Source organism: Arcicella lustrica (genome assembly GCF_034930985.1).
GTDB classification, from domain to species: Bacteria; Bacteroidota; Bacteroidia; order Cytophagales; family Spirosomataceae; genus Arcicella; species Arcicella lustrica.
Genome location: NZ_JAYGIM010000004.1, coordinates 23,669 through 41,769, shown reverse-complemented (window position 1 = coordinate 41,769; position 18,101 = coordinate 23,669). Strand labels below are relative to the sequence as shown.

Below are 18,101 nucleotides of genomic sequence, written 5' to 3'. Positions count from 1 at the left end.
TTATTTTCCTCTAATAATGTCCACAGGGTCGATTTTACTTGCTTTGCGTGCAGGGAAAAGCCCAGCGAAATAGGTTGTGATTAATGAGAAAGATATTCCAATAAAGTAAAATTTTGGATTATAATTAATCGGATAAGTCGTTACTGTGGGCAATGCTGCCGTATTGAAGGGTATTTGGTCGATAACGGAAGAAAGTAAAAAACCAGAAATCAAACCCGTAATGCCCCCGAAGAAACCAATACTTAGTGCAATTGTAATGAAGATTCTATTCACATCTTTGCCAGAAAAACCTGTTGCTTTTAAAATCGCAATGGTATCCATTTTCTCATAAATCATCATGTTCAGAATGTTATAAATCCCGAAACCTGCTACAATTAAGAGTGTTATACCCACGGCATAGGAAATCAAAGAACGAATGGAACTTCCCGTTTCAAACTGAGAATTAGCTGTTTGAATATCCTCTGCATCAGTATTAAAAACATGGGTGTACTCCTTGCTAAGTGCAGGAGCCATTTTAATGTCTTTTAATTTTACTTGGATGTCGGTAACGTAACTATTGGTTTGCCCTAATAATTTTTGAGCTGTTTTGATGGACGCATAACTCTGTACTTTATCAATCTCAACAATTCCAGATTGAAAAAAGCCAACTACTTTCAAAGGAAAACGTTCACCTTTTGGCGTTGTAATCTGAATGACGTCACCAATTCTGGCTAACATTTTATCGGCAGCACCTTTCCCCAAAATAATACTGTTCGGAACATTTTTTAAATCAAGATAAGAACCTTCGGTAACATAATCTTGAAAGAAAAATAATTTACTTTCTGCTTCTACATCTACGCCGTTTACCACACCTGTAATATCAATGTTCCCAACGTTATAAAATACCTGAGCTGTCATTTTGGGAGAGATACCCAATACTCTATCATCATTACGGAGTGTCTGCATGATGAGTCCATTGTTACGGATTTCAATACTATTACCACTTGGTTTGATTGAACTTATAAAATTATGGTAAGCTTTATAGCGTTCGGAAAGATTTATTGGTTGGTTTTTATTGGCTTTTATTTCATTAAAAAGCCTAACATGTGGCGTGCGGTTGAGGATTAAATTATCTAATAAATCATTCAAACCGTTCATGAAACCCAAAAGTGTGATGAACATCGTGATACTAAATGTAACGCCTACAGCCGCTACAAGTGTTTGTCGCCAGCGGGCTAATAATAGCGATTTGGCTATATTGATGATGAGTTTTGCGTTCATTTGCTAGGTTTTAGAATGATGTTTTGAGCCGTTAAACCCGATAGGATTTCTACTTTCTGATAATCTTTTAAACCTATTTTTACTTTTACTTTTTCCTTCTTTTCATTCAGAACGTAAGTGTCTTCTATTAAATAGTTGCGTGGAATTGTCAGTACTTTTTCTTTGGTTTGGATGATGATATTGGCTTCTACCGTCAGGTTTGGATATAATAGTTTCGGTTGTTTTGTAAAGCTTGCTTTTACAGTGAAAGCTCTTGTTTTTTCATTCATCAAAGGGTCGATTTCATTGACGGTTGCCTCAAAAGCTTCACCTTGGTAACTATCTAGTGTCACCATAATTTTTTGTCCGATACTTACTCTAACAATATCATCTTCATCTACTTGTAGTTCTAAGCTAAACAGATTGGCATCACCAATAACAGCAATAGCGGTTTGTGCATTTACCATTTCGCCTTTTTCTTTTTGTAAACTATACAAGCGACCAGCGTATTCACTTTTCAAAGTATAATCTGCTTCAATAGTTTGGTTAATGGTTAAATTCTTTTTGGATTGTGCCGCTGAAAAATTTACTTGGCGTTTCAATTCTTTGTACTTCAAAATGGCAGATTGATAAGCAATTTTTGAATTGGTATAAACTAATTCTCTTTGCTCAAATTCTACTTTAGTACCAACTTGTTGTGCCCAAAGATTACTTTGACGAAGAAAAAGTAAAGAATCGTTTTGAAGTTTTTTATGTGCTAATTCTATGGCAATGCTTAAATCTTTTAATTTATCTTCATTAGCTTTTACATCTGTATTGGCGGCAAGCAAAGCTGCATTTTCAGTATTGAGTCTGCTTGTTTGATTAAAGATTTTCATCAGTGGTTGACCTTTCTGTACAAAATCGCCATCTTTTACATAGAGTTCGTCGATGATGCCATTTACTTTTGAGAAAACCTGATATTGATTTTTACTTTTCACGATTCCCGAAGCATAAACCGATTCCGAAATATTCATGATTTCGGGTTGAGTTTGCTCCTGTATTTTTTTACAAGAAAAGAATAGGAGGGGTACTAATAGAAAATAGATAATTTTCATGTGTTATTTCGATTAGAAATGTACTTAGATTGTGTGTTGGGCGAATTGCCAAAAGTACCTATTTAGTTGTAGAAATGAAATAGCGTTTAGTACAGAGGAGTAAGGAACGACCTTTGAATTGTTAAATTTGAGTTTTTGATGGAATTGTTACTCTTTAAATCGCATTTATTTGAGGAGGAATAAACTTTTTGATTTGTCCTCTTTCATGAAAGTGGACAAATCTTTTTTAGGCAGGACTATTAAAATGGTGAATTTTAAATGCCCAAGATAAAGCTACATTTTTAGCCCTACTTTTAATTTCGTCTGCTTTTTCACCTTCAAAATGTTCGTCAACAGTAGCTTCGAAAATTGTTAGCCAAGTAGCGAAATGTTGTGGATTCAGCGGATGTTGATTATTAATCACCAAATGCGGACGAAGCGGATGCCCTTCATAACCTTCTTTATTGAAAAGAATCATCTCCCAAAAACTATACATTTTTGGTAAATGTTTTTCCCAATTTACTTTGGCTACTTCATCAAAAATATAGCCTAATGTATCGTTATCACGTATTTTATCATAAAAACTATTGACTAATAGCTCTATGTCAGCACGGGTTTCTAAGTCTTTTTTCATGTGAGATTATTTAGTGAGTTAGTGAGCGGTCCGCCGCTGCGGTTGTGAATTAGTGATTTTTGAAAGGTTAGAAATTCGTTTGAATTTGGCGGAGTACCTTTAGTTGAACTGTTGAAATATTCACTAACTCACAACTATCACTTCACAACTAATTTCCCCAATTTATGATAAAAAGGAGTTTTGCTTTTTTCGTCTTTAGGTTGATATTTTCCTTGAACAATCGGGAAATACATTACTCTTCTACGAGATTTTTCACCGGTAAACGGACAAACTTCTACTCTATGCCAAAGGTCGCCATCGTGTACGGTTAAATCGCCTGCTTCAATATTTAAACCTACTTCGTTTTTATCTGGATTATGGTCAATGAATTGTTTCTTCAAAAACAACACTTTCATTTTACTTAGTTTGTGCGTACCGGGCAATACTCTTAAACCACCATTTTCCATCGGACAATCATCTAAATGCGTACCAACATTCAACATTTTTAAGATTTTTTGTCCTAAAAATAAATCTCTTGGACTATCGGTATGCCAACCCATTTGCGAAAACTTACTATTATCAGCATTCACATAATGATTGAAAACCAAACCATCCTTTTCATCTTCGCCAATGCGATTAGCATTGTTGGGAATCAATGTCAGTAAAGCTTTTAAACGTGGGTCTTGCAAATATTCATGCAAGATAGCACTGTGTTGTGATAAAAAACACAAACGCTGAATCATAGGGTTGCCCTTTTCATCCTTTCCGAATTTCAAAGGAATGCCGTTCATCTTGTCAATTCCTGCCTCAAGCCATTCTTTTTCAACACGATGAGCTTCGTTTTTAAACGCTTCCACGGTTTCTTTTGAAATAAAATTTTTGAAATGAATAAATCCATATTGGTCGAAATACGCTTTTTGTTCAGGAGTTAATTGCTCGCCAAGCGTAAAAGTTTTTGCATCAAAGTCCATCATTATAAATTGTGAATGAGTGAGCGGTCCGCCGCTGCGGTTGTGATTTAGTGAATGGGAATCTACAATTAGTTTTTTTGACTTTAAGAACAATAATCACTAATTCACAACTCTCTCATTCACTAAATTACCTACATATAATTCAAATCGTTATTGCGTTTTAGTTTGATGATGTGTAATAAATTCAGTACTAAGATAACTGGATAAGTAGGGTCGAATTCATGCCATTTGATACCAAAATTGGCTCTTCCACCTAATTTATGGTGATTGTTATGGTATGATTCTCCCATCATCAAGAAATCGAATGGTAATAAGTTTTTGGCTGTATCATTTACTTTGAAATTTACATAACCATATTTATGAGCAAACCAGTTGATAATTACACCATGAACTGGCCCCATCAAATAATGAATTGGCAACAAAGCATATTCCCAAGTATGTGTAGCGAATTTCATATAAAACAAAGTATATAAAACACCCCAAGCGATTCTAACAAACCATTTATCTCCTAATTTTTCAACCAAAGCATAATAAGGAACTCCCTTCAAAAATTTAGGCTCTATACCCGCACGGTCGTTAAGTACAGCATTATAATAATCCTTAGTTTTCCACATCATGTGGAAAAGGTTATCAGAGTAACTTGGCGAATGTGGGTCTTTTTCAGTATCTGCATAAGCATGGTGTAAACGGTGCATAATTCCATAAGCTTTTGGGCTTAGGAACGAAGAACCTTGCGTGATAAAAGTAAACCAGTAAAAGAATTTCTCCCAACCCTTCGACATCGTGAACATCTGATGCGCTGCATAACGATGTAAAAAGAATGTCTGAGAGAATAACGATAGATACCAGTGAGCTACGAAGAAAATTAAGATTGCCATATAAGTTTTTTTTACAAAATTATGGCAAGGGACAGGCTTAAAATATGATAAAAGTCAGCGGCGATAATGAGGATGATTAACTATAGAATGATTTTATCATACGACATATTGCCAAAGAATGGGATAATTGCCATTAAAAACCTAAATTTAAACCTTCGCTTGAAAACGAATAAAAATATAAGTATTTGAATATTGCTAAAGGTGCTTTATTTTCTCAAGAACTAATTTTTATTTGTTGAAAACCTCAAAGTCTAAAAACAGTTTTATAGCATTTTATATGTCAGAAAGGTTAGATTATACCAGTAGAGCTAGACGGGTAGCTTTTCAATATCCACTATTTTCTCATTTATCAATCCAAATAAATTTTTGGATTATAGCACACTTGTCTTTTGGATTGGTTAATTATTTAATACTTCGTTCGTTTATGACAAGTGCCAATTTTGTCATGGGTGATACTTTGTGGTCTAGTTTTTTATTAGCACTGATTTTAGGATTTTTATTTGGTATCTCATTTGGAATGATTGAATACTATTTAGAAAATAGGATTTTCAGAAGAAAGTCGCTTGGAAGAGTAATGATATTCAAAGCGATACTCTCATTTATCGTTTCCTTGATACTTTTCTACATCATCAGGTATGTGCTTTTTGAAAAATTGATAGCTCCAATGGTTGATTTAAGCGCTATCAAACTAAATGAGGAATCGTGGAAATACATTTTTTACCTATTTCTGATTCATACTTTTTTTATGAATATCATCATCAGTTTTATCAACCAAATGAATAAAAAGTTTGGTCCTGGGATTTTGTTACCTCTTTTACTAGGGAAGTATCGTTCGCCTAAAGAAGAAGAAAGAGTATTTATGTTTATGGATTTACAGTCATCAACAAGTATTGCCGAAAACTTAGGGCATATCAAATACAGTGCTTTTATTCAGGAAAGTTTTATGGATATTAACGACGTAGTTCCGAAGTTTAGGGCAGAAATATATCAATATGTGGGAGACGAAATAGTGATTTCATGGGCATTATCTGAAGGATTGAAAGATTTATCTTGTATCGCTTTTTACTTTGCCTGCGAAGCACAATTTAACAAACGAGCATCAGCTTATCAAAACGAATATGGTACTGTGCCAAAATTTAAAGCGGGTGTTCATTTAGGAAAAGTAACAGCGGTAGAAATTGGGGAAATTAAAAGAGATATTGCCTATCATGGCGATACTTTAAATACCACTGCCAGAATTCAAAGTGTTTGTAATGATTATGGGAAATACTTGTTAGCGTCTAAAGAATTGATTGATTTTGCTAAAATTACAGCAAAATATAATGTAGCATCAATTGGAAAAATACAATTAAAAGGAAAGCGTAACCTCGTTGATATTATGAGTGTTGAGGAAAAATAACAGTATTTTGATATTATATTCCAGCCAATTCATTGATGTCTTTTACTTCTAAAATGCTTTTTGGATAACCATGCTGTGTAGCATGAATCATCGCTAAACCAACTTGAGTAAGTGTGCTAACGTAGTTTTGAAAGAAAGTCTGGAAAATTGGGAAAAGCCAACTAAGATATGAATAAAAACTTTGAGTGTTTTTCAGCCCATCCGTCGGCTGAATATAACCCGGTCTGAAAGCAAAAACGTGTTTGAAAGGCAATTTCATTAAATCATTTTCGGTTTTGCCTTTTACTCTTGCCCACATTCTTTTTCCTTTTTCAGAACTATCAGTTCCAGCTCCAGACACATAACAGAAAGTCATAGTTGGGTTTTGTTTGCTAAGTATTTCGGCAATGTGCAAAGTAAGCGTATGCGTCAATTGAGTGTATTCGGGTTCTTTTTTGCCTAAAGAAGTAACGCCCATGCAGAAATAACAAGCATTGTAACCAGTGAGTTTATCTTGAATAGGAGTAATATCAAAGAAATTTTCATGGATAATTTCAATCAGTTTTGGGTGATGTACTCCACAAGGTTTTCTATTGATTACCAGTACAGTATCAACTTGCGGGTGCATCAAGCACTCATGTAATACGCCTTCGCCAACCATGCCTGTTGTACCTGTAATGATTGCTCTAATTTTTCCCTTCATATTTTCCAATGGTCTATGTTTTTCAAATTACATATAAATCTTGAATAATTATCATGAAAAAATTATACTGTTTTGATTAAAGACATAGAAACTACATTTGCCATAATATTTGCCGATTCACTTGAGTATAAATACTTGATTGTTTTTAAGAGATTCGTACTATAATGGTCGCCTACATTTTGGTCGGCATAGGTTCTGAAAACACTACTAGAAAGTAATAGATGATATTGATGGTCACGAATATCATAAACAATAATCGGACTTGGGTTATTTTCATCTACTTCAAAACAGAAAATAAAAATTGGGAAATCGAAAAGGTTTAAGCCATTTAAGTTGGTCATCAAATCAGCATCGAAGTAATCGTATTTAAAAAATGTATGTTCAAAACCGATTTCACTCAGTTGCTCAGATAATGTTTTGAGCTTCTGGGTCATGATTAAAAAAGGAACATTTTCTTTTGAAAAATGCTTAAAACTTAACCAATTGTTGCTATGTATATCAAGGTATTCAAGATTATTTTTTGCTAAATCTAATTTATAGTCAAACAAAGGATAACCCGGAGCAAAATATCCCGGATAGAAATAGCGCATTCCCAAATTCTTACAAAAATCTATTTTCTGGTACATCAAAAATTTCCCTAAGCTATGTTTCTTATAGTCAGGGTCATAGAAACAAGTAATACCAGCAGAAGTATTATCGCCCAAGTCAAAGAAACCTGTTGCAATCAATTTCTCTTGGTCATACACACTTACTTCATAAGTATTGAAAACATCATTTTCGCCATTATTAAAGAGTAGGTTTTCTAAAGAAGGAGAAGCATCAAAAGTGATATGATTTCTATATTTTTGAAAAAGATTTTCTTGTTTTTCATTAAATTGAATAGGCTGAATCACGACTTTGAAACCTACATTAAGTTTCTCAAGTTTTTGTTGCGTTTTACTTTTTTCAAAAGTCGATAAATCAATTCTAAGCCAAATAGCGCTGTAGATGATTCCTGAAAACTTCAGAAAATTGGTCGTAAAAATAGTCTGCCCCATTCTAAACCATCCATTGGCAAGATAGTCGTCTAGTTCGTGTGGATGTAGAGAATCGGGAAAAGTTAGTTTCGCAAACATCTATAAGAATGATATTTTATATTAAAATAGCAGTAAATGTAAGGAAAAATGTTTTTTGAAGGAAATAAGACGAAAAGCAAAGGTTTCTTCCAAGTTCATATTTTATCAATAATGGCGTAAAAAGAAGCAAATACTGATTGAAATCGAAAATTTTCGAAAAAAATAATTAATAAATGAAGCTTATGTTTGAGTAGAATATTATTCTTTTTACCTTTCTAGTAACTGGTATTTTACTTTCCTAGTTTGTGTACATTAATATTTAACATTCCTCAGATTTATGTCGTATTCATCTTCTCAATATGATGAATTAGCCCTTTGGTACGATTTGCGTAATGGCAATGAAGATGCGCTTGCTACGCTTCTGAGGCTTTATGCAAAACCATTGATAGGCTATGGTCGAAAAATGATCAGCGATGATTCAATTATTGAAGATTGTATTCAAGAAGTATTTATTCAGCTTTGGCAATATCGACATACTTTGAAAGAAGATGTAGGTTCTGTAAAAGCATACATTTACTCATCGGTAAGACGAAGAATTATTACTGAAGTCAAGAAAAGTACTTTTGCTAGTCCTCAATACGACGGTTCAGAATCAGAAGAATGTTTTGAAATAGGTTTTTCTGTTGAAGAAAAAATCATTCAGGATGAAACTGAACTTCACCGTGTAAAAATTATTAATCAACACCTGAATAGTCTTCCAAAACGCCAAAAAGAAGCGATTTATTTAAAGTACTTCAAAGAATTGAATAATCAGGAAATCGCTGATATTATGGGTGTTAAATACCAAACCGTTGGTAATCTTATTCACGAAGCACTTACATTTTTGCGTACAGTTTTCCCGAATGATGCTGTTTGGCTTAGTATTCTTTTCCTTTATTTCGAGTAAAACCTTTCATTTCCTGCCTTGAAAATTGACTTTTTAGGGACAATTGTAAATATTTTAATTTTTTTTATTCAAAAAGCAGTATGGATCTGCTCAGTAGTTTCTACTGTATATAGAAGCATATTATTATTTTATGAAAAAATATAATGATTATACGATAGATGATTTTGTTCTGAATCCATCATTTGTGGACTGGGTAAAGAGTTCAGGCTATAAAAACCCGAATGATTTCTGGACAAAATGGGTTGATGAAAATCCTCAGCAATATTTACTTGTGCAACAAGCTAGTGATTTTATCCTTGCTTCAGCAGTAGAAGGAGAAACTGTCAGTGATTTTCAAGTAGAATTATTAGTGAATAAAACCCTGAGTACAATTAATAATATAGAAAACCAACGAGAGCCTATTCAATTAAAGTTTTTCCAAAATAGAGAATGGCTTTTGAAATTAGTTGCTTCTGTAGTCATCGTTTTTACAATGGGTTTAGGCGCTTATTTATGGAAAAACAATATTACGGAAGAACTTTTATTGACAAAAATTAACAGAAAGTTGATTGAAAAAGAAAATCTCACGGCACAAAAAATGCCTGTTCAATTACCTGATGGAAGTACGGCACTTTTACAGCCCAATAGTTCTATCAGTTTTCCAGCAACTTTTGAAAATGCCAGTAATAGAGAAGTTTATCTAAAAGGTCAAGCTTTTTTTGAAGTTGTAAAAAATGCTAATCATCCTTTTTTAGTTCATGCCAAAGATGTTGTGGTAAAAGTATTGGGAACGAGTTTTACAGTTCAAGCTTTTTTGAAATCAACTGATATAAAAGTAGTTGTGAAAACAGGGAAAGTAATGGTTTTCCCGAAAGAAGGCGAAAGTACTGAAAATACCATCACATTATTACCGAATCAACAAGTAGTTGTGAATAGCGAAAGTCATCATGCAAATCAATCGAATGTTGAACTCGCAGAAGTAAAAGCAATTACTTCAAATGCTACGCCAAGCCTAGAATTTAGCGATACACCCATCCGTAATATTTTTCAAACACTCGAAAAAGTTTATGGCGTCACGATTTATTTTGATGAGAAACTATTGGCAGATTGCTCGTTAACGACCAGTTTAGCCGATGAGCCACTTTTTGAAAAATTGAAATTGATTTGTGAAGCAATAGGACCTAATTCTCATTTTGAAGTAGTAAACGAAAAGATTATCATTCAATCACGAGGTTGTAACCAATAACATGTACATTTTATGATTTTCCCTTTAACATTACCTCCGTAGACATAAAAAAAAGGTATTAGCAATGTACCACCACTGCTAACACCTTTACTTTCAAATCCCCTTGATGCCTGAAGAACATAAACCCTTAGCGAGGGAAAGGGGATTTTTGTGCTTTTGTCATTCCAAAAACGAACAATTATATGAAAAAAAATCGACAATCAAATGCCTTATGGCTTACTATTATGAAAATAACTGGACTACAGTTTTTCATGATTTTATTACTCACGAGCTTCTCGTGGGCGAAGAGTTCAGCACAAGAAGAGCTGAATAGAAAAATCAGTGTATCAATTGATGGAATTGCGCTAAAATCAGCTTTACAGAAAATTGAAAAGACTGCCCAAATCAGGATTTCGTATAATTCGCAAGTAGTGCCGTTAGAACGAGTAGTTTTTTTATCAGCCAAAAATGAAAAATTGGCAGAAGTACTTGAACGTTTATTGAAGCCGTTAGCCGTTACTTATGTAGTGGTGAATAAGCAAATTGTGTTAAGAAAACTGGAAAATGCTTCACAATCGTTTGCTCCTGTTGAGGAAAATAAGGAAGAATTTGCTGTTGCTCAAATTGCTCAAAGTGTTTCTGGAACGATTAAAGATGAAAAAGGTAGTCCGTTAGCAGGCGTAAATATTACCATAAAAGGAACAGTAAAAGGAACGAATTCGGATGCGAATGGTCAGTTTAAAATAGATATTGAAGACGAAAATACCGTTTTAGTTTTTAGTTATGTAGGCTATGGAAAACAAGAAGTACTAGTTGGAAAACGCACAGTTTTTAATATTTCAATGATAATTGACCAGAAATCATTGGATGAAGTTGTTGTTGTTGGTTATGGGACACAGAGTAAAAGAGCCGTTTCTGGAGCCGTTTCGTCAGTAAATTTCAAGCAATTTCAAGACCGTTCTTTTAGCAATGTTACGCAAGCTTTGGCTGGTCAAATTGCAGGGGTAAATATTTCACAAGGACAAGGAGCGCCCGGCGTTTCGCCGATTATTCGTATTCGTGGAGTAAGTTCAATTACAGCAGGAACGAATCCATTATTTGTAGTAGATGGCGTTCCGCTTGAAAACTTCAACCTTAACATGGTAAACCCACAAGATATTGAATCTGTAGAGGTATTGAAAGATGCTTCTTCGGCAGCAATTTATGGTTCGAGAGGAGCGAATGGAGTTATTTTGGTAACTACAAAATTAGGAAAGCCGGGTAAAACGACTTTCAGTGTAGGATATGAATCTGGCGTGCAAAGTGTAGAAAGAAGAGTAGAAATGATGGACGCCCAGCAATGGATTAACTATTATATTGATGCACATAATAATGCTTGGGTAGATTTGAATCCAGCTAAAAATAAAGCGAGCGACCCAAATAGTCTTCGTACTTCTACTTATAGAATTCCTGACGAGTTTTTAACAAATCCACAACAGTTTGGAAAAGGGACGGATTGGCAAGATGTGATGTTCAGAGTTGCGCCTTCACAAAATGCACAATTCTCAGCATCGGGTGGTACAGAAAAAACACAGTTTATGTTTTCGGCGGCTTATCTCAACCAACAAGCAGTATTAGACGAAAATTATTATAAACGTCTTTCGATTCGCTCGAATATTAAACATCAATTAAGCGACCAATTTACCATTGGTTTGAATATTGGCGTAACAAGTATTTTCGACCGCACGGATGGAACACAAGGAAAAAGTGACGTGGTAAGTTTAGGCTTACAAAGTGACCCGATTTTTCCAGTGTATAACGAAAATGGCAACATCGGTTATCGTGACCCTAATTCTGTTTGGAATAAATACGTGGCTTATAACGATTTGAATTTATGGCATCCGTATTCATTAACACGTTATATCCACAAGCAAAACAAGACTTTTAATACTTTAGGAACAGCATTTTTAGAGTATAAAATTATAGATGGTTTAAAATTCAGAACAAGTATCAATGCCAATTTGTACAATACTCGTTATAATTCTTATCGTGTAAATAAACAAGGTTATGGTTATTCAGGCGTTTTAGCAGCAGAAGGTTACTCAACGAGTGGTTATATGTTTAACTGGTTGAGTGAGAATACTTTGAGTTATGAAAAATCTTATGGAGAACATAATCTTAATGTATTATTAGGATATTCAGCACAAAGTCAACGCAATGAATTTGCTTCACTTACTTCTGGAAACTTTCCTAATGACTTAGTTGAAACCCTTAATGCGGGTGTAGTGTCAAGTGGTTTTACCAATGCTACTGAATGGTCGATGCTTTCATATTTAGGGAGAGCACAGTATAATTTCAAAAATAAATATTTCTTAACTGCTGCCATTCGTCGTGATGGAAGTTCACGATTTGGTTCAAATACTCGCTGGGGTTATTTCCCATCAGTTTCTGGCGCATGGATGGTTTCAGACGAAAATTTTATGCAAGATATTAATGCCATTAATAGCCTTAAATTTAGAGTAAGCTATGGTATGGCTGGGAATAATCAAATTCCAAATTATGGTTCAAAAAGCTTGCTGAACTCTTCTAATTATGTTTCAGGAACAACACTTGCGCCGGGTTTAACCATTGGAAATATTGCCAATACCGATTTAAAATGGGAACGTACTACGCAATTTAACATCGGTTTTGATTTAAAAACATTGAATAATCGCATTGGTTTATCAGCCGAATATTACAATTCTACTACTAATGATATGTTACTGAATGTTCCTGTACCTGATATTACAGGTTTTGCAACACAATTGACCAACATTGGTAAAATGGAAAATACAGGTATTGAATTAAACTTGAATACACAAAATGTAAAAGGGAAATTCAATTGGTCAACTGATTTCAATTTTAGCATGAATCGTAACAAAGTATTGCAATTAGGACAAAGCAATGCGCCAATTACTTATACAGATTTTGTGGTTGCGGTAAAAACAGAAGTGGGTCAGCCAATATCTAATTTTTATGGATATATCGTTGATGGAGTTTTCAAAAATCAAGCGGCTGTTGATGCTTATCCACATTATTCAACAACAAGACCGGGAGACCCAATTATCAGAGATGTAAATGGTGATAACAAAATTACTGTCGATGATCGCACAACTTTAGGAAATTATCAGCCTGATTTTATGGCAGGTTTAACCAATACTTTTTCATACAAAGGTTTCGATTTTTCTTTCATGCTTCAAGGAACATTCGGTGGCGAAATTGTAAATCAAAATTTCCGCTACTCTGGTTTCTGGAACAACGGACGTAATATGTACGCAGGAGTAGCCAACAGATGGCGTTCGGAATCTGATCCGGGCGACGGGCAACACTTCAGAGCTACTTTAGGATTGACGGGTCTGCAAGACCAGTTTACAAGTTTATGGGTTGAAGATGCGTCTTTCGTAAGATTAAAAAATATCCGTGTTTCTTATGCTTTACCAGCAAGTATTTTAAGAAAATTACCAATCAAAACAGCTCGTATTTATATGAATGCTGAGAATGTTTTCTTGTGGAGTCATTATACCAATTATGACCCAGAAAATACTACTTATAGTGCTTCGAGTTTCTCAGGAGAAGCCAACGGTAATACTTCAAATGGATTAAATGCTTCTGGAAATGCACCAAACGGAGCTTTTGTTGGTGTTGATTATGGTTCATATCCAATTCCAAGAGTAATAACGATTGGTGCAAAATTTGATTTTTAAGAAGATATTTTGGTTTGAAGAAACCTCAAAAAGACATATGACGATGAAAAAAATAAAACAATTATGCTTCCTGCTTGCCATTAGTTTAACGGCAATAAGTTGTGGTGATTCTTTCTTAGAATTAGCGCCCATTTCAAATGCAACCGCCGATAATTTTAAAACAACTGATGATTTTGAATTAGCTGTAAACTCAGCTTATGCTACGCTTTATACGGTTTATCATCCAGAAGGACCTGTTTCATACGTGAATGAACAAATGAGCGATAATGCCATTATGTTTAATATTTCGGGGATTCAGGCTGATAAATGGCAGTTTAAAGATTACTCTTTAATGACGACCAATACGATGGTTTACCAATTTTGGCAAGATTATTACAAAGCAATTTTCAGTACTAATATTGTTTTGAATAAAATAGAAGGTGCCAGCCTAAGTACTGCTTATAAAGATGAAGTAAAAGCCCAGATGCAATTTTTAAGAGCTTTGTATTATTTTAATATGGTACAAACTTGGGGCGATTTACCAATCGTAACAACACCATTGACAGGTACTGAAGCTTATGCTGTTCTTCGTTCGCCACAAGCAGCGGTGTATGAACAAATCAAAAAAGATTTACTTTTTGCTATTGATAAATTGCCTTTGGCTTCAGCGATTCCAAGTGCAAAAATCGGTAGAGCTTCAAAAGGAGCAGCACAAACTTTATTGGGAAAAGTGTATTTAACGATTGGGGATAAAACTTCAGCCGCTACAGTATTGAAAGAAGTATATAACAGTAATCAATACGCATTATTGCCAAGTTATGCTAGTCTTTGGGGACCAAATGTAAAAAACACCAAAGAATCAATTTTTGAGATTCAATATCAAGGCGGTTCAGTATCAAGTCCATACAGTAGATATTATCAAACATTTTATCCAAATAATAATTTCTTAGGATTTTATGGCTCTGGCATGAACCAAGTAACCGACGATTTGTACAACGAATATGAAAATAATGACCCACGCAGAGATTTATCAATTGCTTTGGGTTATAACAATGGAAATACTTTCATTGCGCAGAAATATCCTATCAAATGGGTTCATACCAATGCAGTATTGGGCGGAGGAAATCCATTGTCGAATAATAATTTCATGGTTTTACGCTATGCTGATGTGCTATTGATGCTATCAGAAGCAACAGGAGATGCGAGTTATTTGAACTTGGTTAGAAGTAGAGCAGGTTTGCCAAAATTTGGTGAACCCAATTATCCAGCCGCTTATACAACCTTGAATTTAGCCATCGAACATGAGCGTAGAACAGAATTAGCATTAGAATTTCATCGTTGGTTTGACTTGAAAAGAAACAGTAGAGCTGTTTCATTATTAGCAACTAAAGGCAAAGCCATTACAAACGACAAATTGTTATTACCAATCCCACAAATTGTGCGTTCACAAAATTCAGCTATTACTCAAAATAATGGCTATAACTAAAGAATCATTATTGTTTATTATTGAGATGTGATTAATTAAAATTCTACACCTATTTTTTAGAAGCTGTTCGTTTAAAATTTTGTAAATTCAAGATTCTACGAACAGCTTTTATTGTAAATATCTTAGAAAAGAATAAAAGAAATCGCTAATGAGATACTGATTTCAAGCCAATTATAGAACCGACCAATGTTGTAATAAAAAATAATCTCCAAAAATTTATGGGGTCTTTAAATAAAAAAATGCCCATGAGAACAGTTCCCACAGCACCAATTCCTGTCCAAACAGTGTAGGCAGTTCCAATCGGTAATGTTTGTGTAGCTTTTAGAAGAAGTAACATACTGATGGTCATTGTAACAACAAAACCACCATACCACCAATAAACATCGTTTCCTGTAGCTTCCTTGGCTTTTCCTAAACATGAAGCAAAGGCTACTTCAAATAACCCAGCAATAATCAAAATAATCCAGTTCATATCCTTTGTTTTTATGGGACAAAGTTCTTGAAGTGAGTCAAATAAAAATTTTACAAATGATAAAAAACGAATTACTGCTACCTTATTGTTGCTCTTATTCTGCTTAGGCTTACTTGTGTGATGCCAAGGTAAGATGCAATATGACCTAGTTGAACTCTTTGGATTAAATCAGGACTGTCTTTTAATAAACTACTATATCTTTCTGAGGCAGTTTTAAATTGTCTATGAATTAATCTTTCTTCCGTTTTGATAAGTTCTTTTTCAGCGAACCTTCTACCAAAATTTGCAATGTTTATGTCCTTCTTGAATAACTTTTGCAAGTTGCTTTTCTTTAACTCATAGAATTCACAGTCTTCCAAAAGTTCAATATTTTCATATCCATTTTGATTATCAACATAACTTTTCATAGAAATAACCGTTTCACCTTCTTTCCCAAACCAAAAAGTAATTTCCTTGTCACTTTGGTTAATAAATGCCCTCACGATTCCCTTTTTGATAAAGTAAATAGTAGGCTCAATTTTGTCGGCTTTCAATAGAATATGACCTTTTGGATAGGCAACTTTGGTAATACTTTCTTTAAGAGCATTTTTTGATTCCTCTGGTAATTCGAAAATTGCGTCAATAATCTTATCTAAATTCATTGCTACCTTTTGATATGGAGAAATAAAATTAATCTTTCTAAGGTTTGCTACAGAAAAGTTAGGATTATTTTTTAAAAATTGAATTCTGATACAAAGTAGAATTTAAATAAAAACAGCGATGAAGTATTGATTTGAATTTATTGTAACATAAAGCAGTGTAAACAAAAAAGTCTCACAATCAATGATTATGAGACTTTTAATTGGCGGTCTGGACGGGACTCGAACCCGCGACCCCATGCGTGACAGGCATGTATTCTAACCAACTGAACTACCAAACCTTTTTTACAATTTAACAACTTCTTAACTTTGTGTTGTTATGTCGTTGTGTTATTGTGATGCAAAATTAGTCGTTTTATTTTAGAATGCAATACCTTTGTCAAAAAAAAATCAAAAAAATATATGAGAAAACCTTTTGAAAACGAGTTTCCTGATGATAAGTATTTTTCTTTTTATATAGAAAAGGTTGAAAGTCAAAATGTTATTGATGTACTTATGGCGCAAGAAAGTCTTGTAAAAAAAATCTATAAAAATTTGTCTGAAGAGCAAAAAAAGTATCAATATGCTGTTGGGAAGTGGACTCCACAGCAAATTTTAGGTCATCTTACAGATACGGAACGCATTTTTGGCTATCGTGCTTTGTGTATTGCAAGAGGTGAAAAACAATCTTTACCTGGTTTCGATGAAAATGAATACATGGATGCGTCACATTTTAATGAAATTCCTTTTGAATCTTTATTAGAACAGTATCGTTTAGTAAGAAAAAGTTCTATCGCATTGTTTTCATCGTTTTCAGAAGAGGTAGCTTCAAGGCTTGGAATAGCGAATGGACATGCAGTTTCGGCAAGAGCTTTGGTTTGGATGATTGCTGGACATGAGCGACATCATTTGAATATATTAAAAGAGCGATATAATATTGGGTAAAAATTAAGGCGTTTAAAGTTTTGAATAATTATTAAGATGAAATTTTATAAATATCAAGGTACTGGAAACGATTTTGTAGTGGTTGATGACCGTTCAAAATCTTTCCCAATTTCACAGGAGTTTATTGCCAGTTTATGTCATCGTCGTTTTGGGGTTGGTGCTGATGGTTTAATGCTTTTACAAGAAGCGGAAAGCTATGATTTTAAAATGGTTTACTTTAATTCTGATGGTACCGAGGGTTCGATGTGTGGAAATGGTGGTAGATGTTTAGTTCGGTTTGCTCATGATTTGGGCATTATTGGAGATTCTACCGTTTTTATTGCCGTAGATGGAGAACACGAAGCGAAAGTAACAAAAGAAGTAATTTCACTGAAAATGATTGATGTGAATAATATTGAGGAAACAACTGATTACGATTTTATGAATACTGGCTCGCCTCATTATGTTACTTATGTAAATGATTTACAAAATTACGATGTTTACAGTACTGGAAAGGCTATACGTTACGGAGAACCTTTTGTAAGTAAAGGTGGAACAAATGTGAATTTTGTGGAAGTAACGGGCGAAAATGCTTTGGCTGTAAGAACTTATGAGCGTGGTGTAGAAGATGAAACCTATGCCTGTGGAACAGGAGTGACAGCTTGTGCTATTTCAGCTAATATTCGTTTGGGCTTTGATAAATTTGTGGATATTAAAGTAATGGGAGGGCAACTAAGAATAGAATTTGAACGTACTGAAAATGGCTATCAAAATGTCTTTTTGATAGGCCCAGCTGTGAGAGTTTTTGAAGGTGAAATTTGAGGTTGCGTTGAAAATG

16 protein-coding genes and 1 tRNA gene are annotated in these 18,101 nt (G+C 34.2%); 7 read left to right on the top strand and 10 right to left on the bottom strand.

The window, feature by feature from the left end; translation table 11 throughout:
* The 5 genes from VB798_RS05595 to VB798_RS05575 form a co-directional block, all read right to left on the bottom strand.
* Positions 1–1,260, bottom strand: coding sequence for an ABC transporter permease (locus VB798_RS05595; protein WP_323256844.1), 1,260 nt, complete (start codon positions 1,258–1,260; stop codon positions 1–3).
* Positions 1,257–2,255, bottom strand: a complete 999-nt coding sequence (locus VB798_RS05590; protein WP_323256842.1) for an efflux RND transporter periplasmic adaptor subunit — start codon at positions 2,253–2,255, stop codon at positions 1,257–1,259. Before VB798_RS05590 ends, VB798_RS05595 begins: the two co-directional genes overlap by 4 nt.
* Positions 2,256–2,562: 307 nt before the next feature.
* A complete protein-coding gene (locus VB798_RS05585) occupies positions 2,563–2,949 on the bottom strand; it encodes a group III truncated hemoglobin (RefSeq protein ID WP_323256840.1) in 387 nt (128 codons plus the stop codon).
* 137 nt (positions 2,950–3,086) lie between these two features.
* The gene (locus tag VB798_RS05580; protein ID WP_323256838.1) at positions 3,087–3,902 is read right to left on the bottom strand and encodes a phytanoyl-CoA dioxygenase family protein; all 816 of its coding nucleotides are present in this window, start codon (positions 3,900–3,902) and stop codon (positions 3,087–3,089) included.
* A 128-nt stretch (positions 3,903–4,030) separates the two neighbouring features.
* Entirely contained in the window at positions 4,031–4,777 is a 747-nt protein-coding gene (locus VB798_RS05575; protein ID WP_323256836.1) for an acyl-CoA desaturase, read from the bottom strand.
* 277 nt (positions 4,778–5,054) lie between these two features.
* Between VB798_RS05575 and VB798_RS05570 the strand changes: the two genes are divergently transcribed.
* Entirely contained in the window at positions 5,055–6,176 is a 1,122-nt protein-coding gene (locus VB798_RS05570; protein WP_323256834.1) for an adenylate/guanylate cyclase domain-containing protein, read from the top strand.
* Positions 6,177–6,189: 13 nt separating this feature from the next.
* On the opposite strand, the gene VB798_RS05565 is transcribed toward VB798_RS05570, so the two are convergent.
* Both VB798_RS05565 and VB798_RS05560 read right to left on the bottom strand, forming a co-directional pair.
* On the bottom strand, positions 6,190–6,858 hold the full coding sequence (locus VB798_RS05565) for a Rossmann-fold NAD(P)-binding domain-containing protein (RefSeq protein WP_323256832.1): 669 nt from the start codon (positions 6,856–6,858) through the stop codon (positions 6,190–6,192).
* 62 nt (positions 6,859–6,920) lie between these two features.
* Complete coding sequence (locus VB798_RS05560; protein ID WP_323256830.1) at positions 6,921–7,973, bottom strand: arginyl-tRNA--protein arginylyltransferase; 1,053 nt, start codon at positions 7,971–7,973, stop codon at positions 6,921–6,923.
* A gap of 277 nt (positions 7,974–8,250) precedes the next feature.
* On the opposite strand from VB798_RS05560, the gene VB798_RS05555 reads away from it, so the two are divergent.
* The 4 genes from VB798_RS05555 to VB798_RS05540 all read left to right on the top strand — a co-directional run bounded on the left by VB798_RS05555 (position 8,251) and on the right by VB798_RS05540 (position 15,250).
* Positions 8,251–8,859, top strand: coding sequence for an RNA polymerase sigma factor (locus VB798_RS05555; protein WP_323256827.1), 609 nt, complete (start codon positions 8,251–8,253; stop codon positions 8,857–8,859).
* 130 nt (positions 8,860–8,989) lie between these two features.
* Positions 8,990–10,084, top strand: coding sequence for a FecR family protein (locus VB798_RS05550; RefSeq protein WP_323256825.1), 1,095 nt, complete (start codon positions 8,990–8,992; stop codon positions 10,082–10,084).
* A 182-nt stretch (positions 10,085–10,266) separates the two neighbouring features.
* Positions 10,267–13,785, top strand: coding sequence for a TonB-dependent receptor (locus VB798_RS05545; protein WP_323256823.1), 3,519 nt, complete (start codon positions 10,267–10,269; stop codon positions 13,783–13,785).
* Positions 13,786–13,828: 43 nt separating this feature from the next.
* Positions 13,829–15,250, top strand: a complete 1,422-nt coding sequence (locus VB798_RS05540) for a RagB/SusD family nutrient uptake outer membrane protein (RefSeq protein ID WP_323256821.1) — start codon at positions 13,829–13,831, stop codon at positions 15,248–15,250.
* A gap of 145 nt (positions 15,251–15,395) precedes the next feature.
* Here the strand turns inward: VB798_RS05540 and VB798_RS05535 are convergent, their stop codons facing one another.
* From VB798_RS05535 to VB798_RS05525, 3 genes are all read right to left on the bottom strand, one after another.
* Positions 15,396–15,722: a DMT family transporter gene (locus VB798_RS05535; protein WP_323256819.1), complete on the bottom strand. Its 327-nt coding sequence runs from the start codon at positions 15,720–15,722 to the stop codon at positions 15,396–15,398.
* 77 nt (positions 15,723–15,799) lie between these two features.
* Positions 15,800–16,363: a Crp/Fnr family transcriptional regulator gene (locus tag VB798_RS05530; protein ID WP_323256817.1), complete on the bottom strand. Its 564-nt coding sequence runs from the start codon at positions 16,361–16,363 to the stop codon at positions 15,800–15,802.
* Between the two features lie 201 nt (positions 16,364–16,564).
* Positions 16,565–16,641: transfer RNA gene (locus VB798_RS05525), tRNA-Asp, on the bottom strand.
* 121 nt (positions 16,642–16,762) lie between these two features.
* On the opposite strand from VB798_RS05525, the gene VB798_RS05520 reads away from it, so the two are divergent.
* Both VB798_RS05520 and dapF read left to right on the top strand, forming a co-directional pair.
* The gene (locus VB798_RS05520; protein WP_323256814.1) at positions 16,763–17,284 is read left to right on the top strand and encodes a DinB family protein; all 522 of its coding nucleotides are present in this window, start codon (positions 16,763–16,765) and stop codon (positions 17,282–17,284) included.
* 36 nt (positions 17,285–17,320) lie between these two features.
* The gene (dapF, locus tag VB798_RS05515) at positions 17,321–18,085 is read left to right on the top strand and encodes a diaminopimelate epimerase (protein WP_323256812.1); all 765 of its coding nucleotides are present in this window, start codon (positions 17,321–17,323) and stop codon (positions 18,083–18,085) included.
* Positions 18,086–18,101 lie beyond the last annotated feature (16 nt).